Here is an 11,603-nt window from a genome sequence, read left to right as displayed (position 1 = left end):
CGCCGGTCAGGATGGCGATGTCTTCCAGCATCGCCTTGCGGCGATCGCCGAAGCCCGGCGCCTTGACCGCCGCGACCTTCAGGCCGCCGCGCAGCTTGTTGACCACCAGTGTCGCCAGCGCCTCGCCCTCGACATCTTCGGCGACGATCAGCAGCGGCTTACCGGCCTTGGCGACGGCCTCCAGTACGGGGAGCAGGTCACGGATGTTGGAGATCTTCTTGTCGTAAAGCAGGATGTAGGGCGCATCCAGCTCGGCCTTCTGGCTCTGCTGGTTGTTGATGAAGTAGGGCGAGAGATAACCACGGTCGAACTGCATGCCCTCCACCAGTTCAAGCTCGTTTTGCAGCGACTTGCCTTCCTCGACCGTGATGACGCCTTCCTTGCCGACCTTCTCCATCGCCTCGGCGATGATCTGGCCGATCGAGGCGTCCGAATTGGCCGAGATGGTGCCGACTTGGGCGATCTCCTTGTTGGTCGAGCAGGGACGCGAGAGCGTCTTGAGCTCGGTGACGGACGCCTCGACAGCCTTGTCGATGCCGCGCTTGATGTCCATCGGGTTCATGCCGGCGGCGACGGCCTTGAGGCCCTCGCGGACCATGGCCTGGGCCAGCACGGTGGCAGTGGTGGTGCCGTCGCCGGCGATGTCGGAGGTCTTGGACGCGACCTCTTTCACCATCTGGGCGCCCATATTTTCGAGCTTGTCTTTGAGCTCGATCGCCTTGGCCACGGAGACGCCGTCTTTGGTGACGGTCGGGGCGCCCCAAGACTTCTCGATGACGACGTTGCGGCCCTTCGGACCCAGGGTGACCTTGACCGCGTTGGCGAGGATGTCCACGCCGCGGAGCATTCGGACACGGGCTTGCTCGCTGAAGGAAATCTGTTTTGCACTCATGGATTGCTTGCCTCGGTAAAGCGAAATGGGGAATGTGGTGGACGCGGGCGGTTATCCGCTATTCGATGACGCCCAGGATGTCGTCTTCGCGCATCACCAGCAGCTTCTCCTCGGAGAGCTTGACCTCGGTGCCTGAATACTTGCCGAACAACACGCGGTCGCCGACCTTCACATCCAGGCGGCGGACGTCGCCGCTGTCCAGCAACTTGCCGTTGCCGACGGCGATGACCTCGCCTTCGATCGGCTTCTCGGCCGCCGAGTCCGGGATCAGGATTCCACCGGCGGAGGTGCGCTCCTCCTCCTTGCGGCGAACGACGACACGGTCATGCAAAGGACGTAGGTTCATAAACGACGTGACTCCTTGAGCGAAGAAACTGAAAGTTCGCGATCTCGACGGGCTGTTAGCACTCGGCCGGATCGAGTGCTAACAATCTAGAGAAAAATCCCGGGATGTCAAGCGCTGCTGAACCGCTGCTGAACCGCGTCCGGAGTCCTCCGATCCGTTATGGGTGATTTCGACCTCGTGTTTCTCAAGGGCTGTCGGGGGACGCGGTTCAGGAGATTAGGAGATTCGGAAAGCTGTGGTGTTGGGTTGCGGGTTAAGGCTCGGGGGCGATTTGTGCGGACGCTTTCAGTCCGGGCATAGATCGAGGATGATGCTGCGATGGAACGATCAGACACTCTCGGGCGGCCTGCTACCGAACTTTCTTCGGGGCGCGAGGCGCGTTTCGGCGGGATCGCTCGGCTCTACGGGGCGGCGGAGAGCGCGCGGATTGCCGAGCTGCATGTTTGTGTCGTCGGCGTCGGCGGGGTGGGATCTTGGGCGGCGGAGGCGCTCGCGCGAACCGGGGTCGGCGCCATGACCCTGATCGACGACGATACCATCGAGGCGGGCAATGTGAACCGCCAGAGCCATGCCATGACCAGCCAGTTCGATCGGGCGAAGGTCGAGGTGATGGCCGAACGCATCCGCGACATCCATCCGCTCTGCCGGTGCGAGCCGATCCGCGATTTCATCACCGATCGGACACTCGAGGCGTATCTGAGCCGCGGCTATGACGCGGTCATCGACGCGATCGACAGCATCCGTTTCAAGGCGGCGATGATTGCACACTGCAAGGCGCACAAGATCCCCATCGTTACGACCGGGGGTGCGGGCGGGCGGCGCGACCCGACCGCGGTCAGGGTGGCCGATCTGACCCTCACGGAGCACGACCCCTTGGCCTCGAAAGTGCGGCGCCGGTTGCGGGAGGTTTATGGGTTTCCGCGTGACCCGAAACGGCGTTTCAAGGTCGACTGCGTCTACTCGCTGGAGCAGCCGGTCTATCCGCAGGCGGATGGCTGTGTCGGCCACCAAAAGCCCGGCATCAGCGGCGTCTCGCTCGACTGTCGACTCGGCTACGGGTCAGCCAGCTTCGTGACAGCGACGTTCGGGTTCGCCGCCGTAGCGAGGGTGATCGAGATGGCGATTAGACCGCGTCCGGAGTGACTCGAGAGGTTACAGTCCAGACTGAACCCGAGGTGAGCCAAAGAGGGCTTCGGTGACGCGGTCTAAATAATGAATAACCGGCTTAGGGAGTGCCTGCCCCCGGCGGCCGATACGTCTTTCCTCTGTCGCCTTTACCCTCTGAACCGCGTCGCCTCGACCTTTTTGGAATGCAGTAACGCTGCTTAGCGCATCGACGTTTCAGGATCGCTCCTCGACGCGGTTCATTCGACGCGGTTCATAAGAGCCCTTCGCGCCTCAACTGGCTCGTCAACACCTCGATCTGCACATCCAGGTCCATGATGTCGGACTCCAAGAGCTTGCGGCGTTGCTCCTGAAACACCTCCTCGATGCTCGTCAGAACACGACGGAAATTGGCGTCGAGATCCGGCGAGGCGGCGCGTTGGTGCGTCCTTGCGTAGCCTTCGACGACACGCTGCACGCCGTCCAGATAAATGTTCAGAAACTTGCGGGCACGGCGCAGGTCCCGCGGATCCTCTTCCAGCAAGGTCAGGATCTCGCGGGCGAGCGCGGCGACGCGCCGCAGCCGTTGATTCAGCTCGGGTTGTCGGATGTCGCGGCTCGACTGCTCGACCGCGGCGATCGAGCGCTCGGCTTGCGTCAAGGCGGCAAGCACCTGATCCGTGGTGTCGAGCCCGGAGGCGGCCGTCACGCGCTTGGCTTCAACTGGATCGGTCCCGTAGAAGAGCCGACACCCGAGCAGGGCCACGAGCCCGAAGGCGAAGGCGATGCCCGGATGGTGCCCGACACCGAGCCAGGCGGTCAGGCCTGTTCCCAAGCCGATCAGGCCGCCGCCGACCGTCTTGAGCGGCCAAGGCGTCTTGGCGACGAGACGGTGCGCGTAGGCGGCTTCCGCGACCAACCCGCGCCACAGCAACCAAGCCCCGCCCAGCAGCAGACCGTAACCGACGGCGTTGCCGATCATCGGCATCAAGAGCCCGCGCGCCATGGCGATGATCGCGGCAACCAAGACCGGCAGCGTCAGCAGGAACATCAAGAGGCCCTTTGCCGGGCTCGGCTGATCCGGGATCGGACGCTGCTCTTCACGGCTGCCGAGGAGCTTGGAGCGGACGACCAGGATCAGGATGGCGATCGCCGTGAGGATCGCGACCAGCGCAAGCACGCGGATCATGGACGGGTCTCCCGAGGCATCAGCGAGACTGAGCGGCCTGCCGTGCGGTCTCGGCAGCGGCAGCCGCAGGCGACGAGCAGGAGACCGCTAGTGCCTGCCAGGAGGCGACGCCGACGGCGGCCAGGATCAAGAGCAAACCCAGTACCTTGCGCGGAAAGTCGGGCATCGCGTCGGGCCGCTCCTCAGGCCTCGGCCCGTTGCCGCAGCAACTTGACCTGGAAGAGTGTGTTGCGCTCTTCTTCTTCGAGCGAGGATTGGATGAAGTGGATCGTCCGCCGATAGAGCGGAATGATATTGTACTTGAGCGCGTTGACCCGCTTCTGAGCCTTGCGTTGCTCTTCCATCAGGCGGTGCAGTGCGGTTTCGACCTCGGCGAGACGGGCGAGCAGCACGCAGGCGTTGGCGAGGTTCTCGCGGGTGGTGTCGAAGCTCGCGTCCGTCCCCAGGAGACCGACCGGCTTGAGCGGGATGCGCTCGCTGGTGACCGCAGGATATTCAACGCCGAGCGCGCGGCGCGGCAGGATGTCGACCGTCAGCGCCAGCTCCGAGCCGAGCGCGGCTTGGTGGATCCCGCGGCTGCCCATGCGCAGATGGGTGATGCTCAGACAGCGGTAAGCCTCGGCGAGGGCCGTTTCGGATGCCTCTCGCAGCCGCCGGTACTCGCCGATGCGCTCGTAGACGAGGCGCGTCAACAGCTCGCGCTTGCGTTCGAGCAGGTCGTGGCCTTCCTCGAGAAACTTCTCCTGCTTCTTCAAGCGCAGGAGTGTGTTCTTGGTCGGCGGAACCTTGATCAGTTGTTGTGCCATCTGGACTCTCTCGACCCGAGCGAAGGCTAGCCGTCCTGGATGCGCCCACGCTCATCCGGCGGCAAAGGTTGAATGATCGCATGATCGTCGTCTCGGATGCAGCGCTTGCTGCATGGGGAGCCCGGCGCGCCGGCCTGTCGATCTCGTCGGGAGCGCGAGCGCCGGGGTCCTAACCGCGCTCGGCGAGACATTCGGGACTGCCGACCTCCAGCTCGCGACACACCAAGGGCCGCTGCGCGTAGATTCGGCACAGCAGGGTGTCGCGGTCCAGTGCCGCGCACCAGCCGTCGTCGAGCCGGTCCATCAGGGTACGGCCGAAGTGGTCGGTGACGGTGAGATGGCCGGGGACACCGGTGTCGGTGAGACACCAGACCTCCAAACGACAGCAGTTGGCGGCGCATGTCTCGCAGGTCACCGAGGCGGCGAGAATCGGGTCGGTCTCGGCCTCGGTCTTCACGCACGCCGAGTCGGCGTTGGCGCTGGAGGTGGCATGGCCGTGGGTCTTTCGGGCATCCTCGATCATCGTATTCGTCACGACGCCGCAGCGATTGAGGCGTGTTCAAGACACCCCGGGTGTGTGAAGGGAGGCGTTGATCGCGAAGATGCGGTCGAAGCCTGATCCGGCGATAGGCGCTCTGGGTGACACCCGTTTTGATCAGAAACATAGCAGGTGTTTGTGAGGAGCAAAGGATGCCGGGATCACCTTGCGTTTGTCGAGCGGAAAATCCGTGTCGACGACGGGTTTTGGAGGCCCGGTCTCATCGCGCGCTTCGACGGATTCTTCAACGCGCTTGCAACATAGAGCGGCGCCATGCGCCGCCGGCGATCGCCCTGAGTAGGTCGCTCAGGAACGCTCTCGCCGACGCGGTGCGAGCAGGCTGAGCAGCGTCGCTGCGGCACCCAGGAAAGCGAATAAGACCTTGAAGCCCCATTCGCCCAGGATGACGGTCAGGTTGTTGTCCTCGGATCGGACATGGTCGGTTCCCGGCGTTTGCCCGGACAGGGGTGCTGCCGGTTGCGGCTCGGATGGTGTCTGTTGCATGGATGCCTCCTCCGGCTTGAGTCGAGGTGTCGGTTCGATCGGGGATCCTTAGGTGCTGTCGCTTCCAGCCCGATCGGCTGTCCGGGTCCGCATCCAGGGGCGGACGCCGGAGACGCGATTCTAAACCGCGTCCAGAGCGACATGCGTCATTTTCATTGTGCGTTTGGCTTTGGCGTTGTCCTCGAGCTCGGTGAGACGCGGATTAGACCAAAAGATCGCTCAAAATCTCGGGGCACTCGAGTAGGGGATTATGGCCGACGCCGGGCAGGACATGCAGTCGCGTCGCGGGACGCCGGCGTACGACTTCCCGGGCGATTCCGAGAAAGCGCGCATCGGAAGACCCGACGATCCAGCTCAGCGCTCCGGGAAAGGCCGTCAGCGGCTCCCAAAGGCTGGGCATGCGCGCGAGTCCGTGCTGCTCGAGAGAGGCCGCGAGCCCCGTCGGGCTTTGGCCTAAGCGCCGCCGACGCTGCTGCTCCAGCACAGCGCTCGGCAAGCCGGCCTGCGTCGCGAATAAGGGTTGTGACTCCCAAGCGTCGACGAAGGCGTCGATTCCGTCCTCGAGGAGCCTTCGAATCCACGCCCGATCACCCGCGAGCCGATCCGCGCGTTGCGATGCGTCTTCGAGACCCGGATGGGCGGAGATGATGGTGGCACGGCGAAAGCGTTCGGGGTCGAGCGCCATCAAGCCGAGCGCGAAACGGCCGCCCAAGGAGTAGCCGACGACCTCGTCGACACCGTCGGGTAGCGCACCTAGGACGTCGCCGACGCTTTCAGAGAAAGACCGAACGGGCGCCGACTCGGCGCCATGTCCGGGCAGGTCGACGGCGAGCGCACGTTCCTTCAGGTGCGGGCAACAGGCCCACCAGTCCTCGCCGCTGCCGGTGAACCCGTGCAGCAGCAGGATCAGAGCGTCGCCTCCGCGATGCGGGCCTCGTGGTCCTTGTCGCGCTCGATCAGGGCGTAGGCCGAATGGTTGTGGATGGACTCGAAGTTCTCGGCCTCGACCACGTAAGCAGTGATGCGGTCGTCCTCGTTCAGTCGCGTCGCCACGTCCCGGACCAGGTCTTCGACGAACTTGGGGTTGTCGTAGGCATGTTCGGTCACGTACTTCTCGTCGGGTCGCTTCAGCAGCCCGAACAGCTCCGAGGACGCCTCCGCCTCGACCATCTCGATGAGCTCCTCGATCCAGATGTGGCCCTGCGAGCGCACCTGCACCGTCACATGGGAGCGCTGATTGTGCGCACCGTAGGCCGAGATTTTCTTGGAGCAGGGGCAGAGGCTGGTCACGGGCACGACGACCTTGATTTGCAGGCTCGGGAGGCCCTGTTGGATCTCGCCGATGAAGGTGACCTCGTAGTCGAGCAGGCTCTCCACGCCGGTCACGGGCGCCTTCTTGTTCACGAAGAAGGGGAAGCGCATCTCGATATGTCCCGCCTCGGACTCCAGGCGTTGCGACATCTCGGTCAGCATCTCCTTGAAGGAGGCCACGCCGATCTCGCGCTCGTGATTGTTCAGGATCTGCACGAACCGGGACATGTGGGTCCCCTTGAAGTCGTGCGGCAGGTACACGTACATGTTGAAATTGGCGACCGTATGCTGCTCGGCGCCGCTGCGATCGCTCACCCGCACGGGATGGCGGATGTCTTTGATTCCCACCTTGTCGATGGCGATCCGCCGCGAGTCGGCGCTCCCCTGGACGTCGGCGATGTCGGCGCTGGCGGGTGCGGCGCAGCAATTGGGCTCGAGCACGTGCTCCATGATGTGACTTCTCTCGATGGATCGTCTTTGATGTCAAATCCGGAATTTGGGGGCTGAGGCCGACAAGACAAACCAGTGCGGATTGCCCGTGTCGATCTTCGGTGGCGAGAGTTGGCCCGGAGCCACGTCGTGCAGCCTCTGCACGCCTCAGTGCTTGCGACCGATCAGTGCGCCTGCGATCCAGCGCAGGGGCTCGGCCTCGGAGGAGAAAATCGCGATGCTTTCGAGCGCATCGGCGATCAAGGCTACGGCCATCTCTTTGGCTTCGGGCAGCCCGACGAGGGCCGGGTAGGTCGCCTTCTCCAAGACCTGATCGCGACCGGCAGTCTTGCCGATCAGATGGGTGTCGCCTTCCACGTCGAGCACATCATCCTGGATTTGAAAGGCGAGACCGAGACATTTGGCATAGCGATCGAGACGCTCGGTATGGTCCGGGTCCGGTGCGTCGTGGGCGAGGATGCCCATCTGCACGGCCGCTCTGATCAAGGCGCCCGTCTTGTGGATATGGATATGCTCGAGCATGGCGACGTCCAGGACGCTGCCCTCGGCGGCTAGATCGAGTGCTTGCCCGCCGACCATGCCGCGTGCACCGCTGGCACGCGCGAGGCTGGCGACCATGGCGATGCGCTTCTCGGCATCCAGTCCGGGCGACTCGGCCAGAGCCTGAAAGGCGAGGGTCTGGAGCGCGTCGCCGGCCAGGATCGCGGTCGCCTCGTCGAAGGCGCGATGACAGGTCGGGCGCCCGCGCCGCAGATCGTCGTCGTCCATCGCCGGGAGGTCGTCGTGGATCAGGGAGTAGGCATGGATGAGTTCGACGGCACAGGCGGGGCGGTCGAGCAGCGCGGGATCCACGCCGAGTGCCTCGCCTGCGGCATAGGCCAGGAGCGGGCGGATGCGCTTGCCGCCGCCGAGGACCGCGTATCGCATGGCCTCGTGCAGCCGAACCGGCTGCACGCTTGCAGGGGGCAGAAGGGCGTCGAGCGTGGCCTCGACGCGGGCGCAACAGCGCGCGCGGAAGTCGTCCAGAGTGGTGTCAGTCATTGGATTCGAAGGGCTCTAGATCGGAACCGGATTCGGACCGGGGTCCGGCATCGGGTCGAGTGTCGGTGAGGATGCGCACGCGTTGCTCGGCCTCATCAAGCGCCTGTTGACAGGCACGGGTCAGGCCGATGCCACGCTCGAACACGGTGAGTGACTCTTCGAGACTCATCTCGCCCTTCTCGAGGGCATCGACGATCGATTCCAGCTCGGCGAGCGACTGCTCGAAGGAAGGCGGGGGCGGAGCGACTGGCTTTTTCATGCGCTTGAACCGCGTCCTGAACGGATACCGATGCTTCGTTGGATCACGCCGCTCGGTTGAATCCAACGGGTTCTGGCCGGACGCGGTTTAAGGTCTTTCGGAGGTCGGGTTAAATTACCCCAGCTCTTTGGATGGGTCAAACTGCGAGCCCCACCAAGCCAGGCACCGTCGCGCCGGGCTTGGCGCCACCCGATGATCATGCGCAACGGTTTTACGCTATCATCATGACCAACAATGTGACCATTCGGAGCCGACGATGGGTGCAGTCAATCTGGCGGAAGCCAAAGCGCATCTGAGCGAGCTTGTGAGCAAGGCCCAGAGCGGCGAGGAGACCATCATCACCCGTCGCGGGCAGCCTGTGGCCAAGCTGGTCCCGATCGCCGAGCCGAAAAAAGCCCTGCGCTCGCTCGCGAAGTTCCGTGCCGGTCTGCCGCAGGCGCGCAGATCGAGTGCGGAGTTGATTCGGGAGCTGCGCGACGAAGGCTTTTAAACCGCGCCCGGTGCGCTATGCGATGTTTTTGGATGCGATTGACCCCGGCAGACCTGACGTCCGCTGGAGCCGGCGCGGTTTAAAGTATTAAAAAATATATTATTTTAAACCGCGTCTCCGTTAAGGGCTGTTGATGCACCAAATGTCGAACTCCCTCGAAAGTGAGCATCTCGCTCTGGACGCGGTTTAATGGTCTACCTGGATACCAGCTTCATCGCGCCGCTGGCCATCGCCGAGGAGACCAGCGACGCGGTCGAGACATTCGTCATGGCGGTGACGCCGGGCGGCCTGGAAACGAGCCTGTGGACCCAGGTTGAGCTGGCGAGTCTGATCTCGCGCAAGCGACGCATGGGCGAGCTGACCGAGACGCAGGCCGAGGCCGTTCGCCGCGAACTCGCACGAATGCTGAACGAGTCGTTTGTGTTGCTCGTGCCGACCGCGGCTGACTTTGTCCTTGCTGCGCGATACCTGGAAACGCCCGAGACCGGTTTGCGCGCGGGTGATGCGCTGCACTTGGCGATCGCGGCGAGGCAAGGCGCTGAAACCATCTTGACGCTCGATGCCGGATTCATTCGCGCGGGGAGGCTTCTGCAACTGCCCGTGGAGCGCGGCATCGCGCTCTAGGCGAGCGGGCCGCGGCGAGCAAGGCCGGCCCCAAGCCCGCCGGCGAGCAGGCAAACCGGCGAGCCCCGATCGGGCTTGCCCGCAAACCCACTACAACCCGACCACGACAACAGACAGGATCGACCCACAGCCCCCATGACCGGCCACTACGATGCCTCAGCCATCGAGGTCCTCAGCGGCCTCGACCCGGTGCGCAAGCGCCCCGGGATGTACACCGACACCACGCGCCCCAACCACCTCGCTCAGGAGGTCATCGACAACAGCGTCGACGAGGCGCTCGCCGGGCATGCCCGCCGCATCGATGTCGTGCTCTTCGCCGACGGCTCGCTCGAGGTGAGCGACGACGGGCGCGGCATGCCGGTGGATCTCCACCCCGAGCAGGGTCTGCCCGGCGTGGAGGTCATCCTCACCAAGCTGCATGCGGGCGGCAAGTTCAACGGCGACAACTATCGCTTCTCCGGCGGTTTGCACGGTGTCGGCGTCTCGGTCGTGAATGCCCTCTCTAAACGCCTGGATGTCTGGGTCAAGCGCGGAGGTCACGAGCACCACATGGCCTTTGCCGGCGGGGAGAAGGCGAGCGATCTCGTTCAACTCGCAAGTGTGGGACGCGGCAACACGGGCACCCGATTACGCTTCTGGCCGGATCCCAAATATTTCGACACGCCCAAGATCGCCACCCGTCCGCTGACGCATCTGCTTCGGGCCAAGGCGGTCCTCTGTCCGGGACTGGAGGTGCGCTTTCGCGACGAGGCGAGCGGCGAGGAGCAGGTCTGGTGCTATCAGGACGGTCTCAAGGACTATCTGCTCCAAGCCCTTGACGGGGCCGAGACCCTACCGTCGCAGCTCTTCGTCGGCGACCTGGAAGGGACCAACGAGGCGGCGAGCTGGGCGCTGGGCTGGTTGCCCGAGGGCGGCGAGGCGGTCGCCGAGAGCTATGTGAACCTCATCCCGACCGTGCAGGGCGGCACCCATGTCAACGGGTTGCGCACCGGGCTCACCGAAGCGGTGCGCGAGTTCTGCGAGTTCCGCAACCTGCTGCCACGTGGTGTGAAGGTGGCCCCCGAGGACGTCTGGGGTCGGGTCAGCTACATCCTCTCGGTCAAGCTGATCGAGCCGCAGTTCTCCGGGCAAACCAAGGAGCGTCTGTCCTCGCGCGAATGCGCGGCCTTCGTTTCGGGCGTGGTCAAGGACGCCCTCAGCCTCTGGCTGAATCAGCATGTGGCCGAGGGCGAGCGGATCGCCGAGCTGGTCATCGGGGCGGCTCAGGCGCGCCTGCGCGCCGGTCGCACCGTCACCCGCAAGAAGATCACGCAGGGGCCGGCCTTGCCGGGCAAGCTCGCCGACTGCACCACGACCGATCCGGAGCGCGGCGAGCTCTTTCTGGTGGAGGGCGACTCGGCCGGCGGCTCGGCCAAGCAGGCGCGCGATCGCGAGTTCCAGGCCATCCTCCCGTTGCGCGGCAAGATCTTGAACACCTGGGAGGTCGATCCGGCCGAGGTCTTGGGCTCGCAAGAGGTGCACGACATCGCGGTCGCCGTCGGCGTGGATCCGGGCAGCGACGACTTGGCCAGGCTGCGTTTCGGCAAGATCTGCATCCTCGCCGATGCCGACTCCGACGGTGCCCATATCGCGACCCTGCTGTGTGCGCTCTTTCTGAGACATTTCAGGCGCCTGGTCGCCGAAGGACACGTCTTCGTCGCCATGCCGCCGCTCTATCGCATCGATGTCGGCAAGCAGGTCTTCTACGCCCTGGACGACAGCGAGAAGCGCGGCATCCTGGACCGTATCGAGGCCGAGAAGATCAAGGGCAAGGTCAATGTTCAGCGTTTCAAAGGCCTCGGCGAGATGAATCCGGGCCAGCTGCGCGAGACGACCATTCACCCGGACACCCGGCGCCTGGTCCAACTCACGGTTGAAGCCGAAGACGACAGCAACAACCTCCTGGACATGCTGTTGGCCAAAAAGCGCGCATCCGACCGACGGGCCTGGTTGCAGGAGAAGGGCGACCTCGCCGAGGTTTAAAACGCGCCCGATGCGATTCGACATTCC

General features: G+C 64.3%; 15 protein-coding genes. 4 read left to right on the top strand and 11 right to left on the bottom strand.

Annotated elements, in window-relative coordinates; all coding sequences use genetic code 11:
- Positions 1 to 892, bottom strand: an 892-nt coding sequence (groEL, locus tag B4N44_RS13840) for a chaperonin GroEL (RefSeq protein ID WP_296701828.1), incomplete at its 3' end; no start/stop codon positions are given.
- A gap of 58 nt (positions 893 to 950) precedes the next feature.
- Positions 951 to 1,238, bottom strand: a complete 288-nt coding sequence (locus B4N44_RS13835) for a co-chaperone GroES (protein ID WP_296701825.1) — start codon at positions 1,236 to 1,238, stop codon at positions 951 to 953.
- Positions 1,239 to 1,556: 318 nt separating this feature from the next.
- Here B4N44_RS13835 and tcdA point away from each other — a divergent pair, with 318 nt between their 5' ends.
- A complete protein-coding gene (tcdA, locus tag B4N44_RS13830; RefSeq protein ID WP_296701822.1) occupies positions 1,557 to 2,381 on the top strand; it encodes a tRNA cyclic N6-threonylcarbamoyladenosine(37) synthase TcdA in 825 nt (274 codons plus the stop codon).
- Between the two features lie 235 nt (positions 2,382 to 2,616).
- Here tcdA and B4N44_RS13825 read toward each other — a convergent pair whose 3' ends face one another.
- The 9 genes from B4N44_RS13825 to B4N44_RS13785 all read right to left on the bottom strand — a co-directional run bounded on the left by B4N44_RS13825 (position 2,617) and on the right by B4N44_RS13785 (position 8,440).
- On the bottom strand, positions 2,617 to 3,531 hold the full coding sequence (locus tag B4N44_RS13825; RefSeq protein ID WP_296701819.1) for a 5-bromo-4-chloroindolyl phosphate hydrolysis family protein: 915 nt from the start codon (positions 3,529 to 3,531) through the stop codon (positions 2,617 to 2,619).
- Between the two features lie 19 nt (positions 3,532 to 3,550).
- Entirely contained in the window at positions 3,551 to 3,697 is a 147-nt protein-coding gene (locus B4N44_RS13820) for a hypothetical protein (protein ID WP_296701817.1), read from the bottom strand.
- Positions 3,698 to 3,713: 16 nt separating this feature from the next.
- The gene (locus tag B4N44_RS13815) at positions 3,714 to 4,337 is read right to left on the bottom strand and encodes a V-type ATP synthase subunit D (RefSeq protein ID WP_296701815.1); all 624 of its coding nucleotides are present in this window, start codon (positions 4,335 to 4,337) and stop codon (positions 3,714 to 3,716) included.
- Between the two features lie 169 nt (positions 4,338 to 4,506).
- Complete coding sequence (locus tag B4N44_RS13810; RefSeq protein ID WP_296701813.1) at positions 4,507 to 4,872, bottom strand: YkgJ family cysteine cluster protein; 366 nt, start codon at positions 4,870 to 4,872, stop codon at positions 4,507 to 4,509.
- Positions 4,873 to 5,181: 309 nt separating this feature from the next.
- Positions 5,182 to 5,379, bottom strand: coding sequence for a hypothetical protein (locus tag B4N44_RS13805; RefSeq protein WP_296701811.1), 198 nt, complete (start codon positions 5,377 to 5,379; stop codon positions 5,182 to 5,184).
- 202 nt (positions 5,380 to 5,581) lie between these two features.
- The gene (locus B4N44_RS13800; protein WP_296701833.1) at positions 5,582 to 6,277 is read right to left on the bottom strand and encodes an alpha/beta fold hydrolase; all 696 of its coding nucleotides are present in this window, start codon (positions 6,275 to 6,277) and stop codon (positions 5,582 to 5,584) included.
- Between the two features lie 8 nt (positions 6,278 to 6,285).
- Positions 6,286 to 7,140 carry a GTP cyclohydrolase FolE2 gene (gene folE2, locus B4N44_RS13795; RefSeq protein ID WP_296701809.1) on the bottom strand — a complete coding sequence of 285 codons (855 nt, stop codon included), beginning with the start codon at positions 7,138 to 7,140 and terminating at the stop codon, positions 6,286 to 6,288.
- Between the two features lie 147 nt (positions 7,141 to 7,287).
- Positions 7,288 to 8,181, bottom strand: a complete 894-nt coding sequence (gene ispA, locus B4N44_RS13790) for a (2E,6E)-farnesyl diphosphate synthase (protein WP_296701807.1) — start codon at positions 8,179 to 8,181, stop codon at positions 7,288 to 7,290.
- Positions 8,174 to 8,440 (bottom strand): exodeoxyribonuclease VII small subunit, encoded by a 267-nt coding sequence (locus tag B4N44_RS13785; protein ID WP_296701804.1) that lies wholly within the window; start codon positions 8,438 to 8,440, stop codon positions 8,174 to 8,176. Before B4N44_RS13785 ends, ispA begins: the two co-directional genes overlap by 8 nt.
- A 256-nt stretch (positions 8,441 to 8,696) precedes the next feature.
- On the opposite strand from B4N44_RS13785, the gene B4N44_RS13780 reads away from it, so the two are divergent.
- The 3 genes from B4N44_RS13780 (at position 8,697) to parE (ending at position 11,576) form a co-directional block, all read left to right on the top strand.
- Positions 8,697 to 8,930: a type II toxin-antitoxin system Phd/YefM family antitoxin gene (locus B4N44_RS13780; RefSeq protein ID WP_093187288.1), complete on the top strand. Its 234-nt coding sequence runs from the start codon at positions 8,697 to 8,699 to the stop codon at positions 8,928 to 8,930.
- A gap of 189 nt (positions 8,931 to 9,119) precedes the next feature.
- A complete protein-coding gene (locus B4N44_RS13775) occupies positions 9,120 to 9,554 on the top strand; it encodes a type II toxin-antitoxin system VapC family toxin (protein ID WP_296701799.1) in 435 nt (144 codons plus the stop codon).
- A 135-nt stretch (positions 9,555 to 9,689) separates the two neighbouring features.
- Positions 9,690 to 11,576: a DNA topoisomerase IV subunit B gene (gene parE / locus B4N44_RS13770; protein ID WP_296701797.1), complete on the top strand. Its 1,887-nt coding sequence runs from the start codon at positions 9,690 to 9,692 to the stop codon at positions 11,574 to 11,576.
- The last annotated feature ends 27 nt before the right edge of the window (positions 11,577 to 11,603 follow it).

The sequence above is a fragment of the Thiocapsa sp. UBA6158 genome (assembly GCF_002423035.1).
GTDB lineage: Bacteria > Pseudomonadota > Gammaproteobacteria > Chromatiales > Chromatiaceae > Thiocapsa.
The sequence above is the reverse complement of the archived record's forward strand: the minus strand, read 5'-3'. Positions and strand labels throughout refer to the sequence as shown.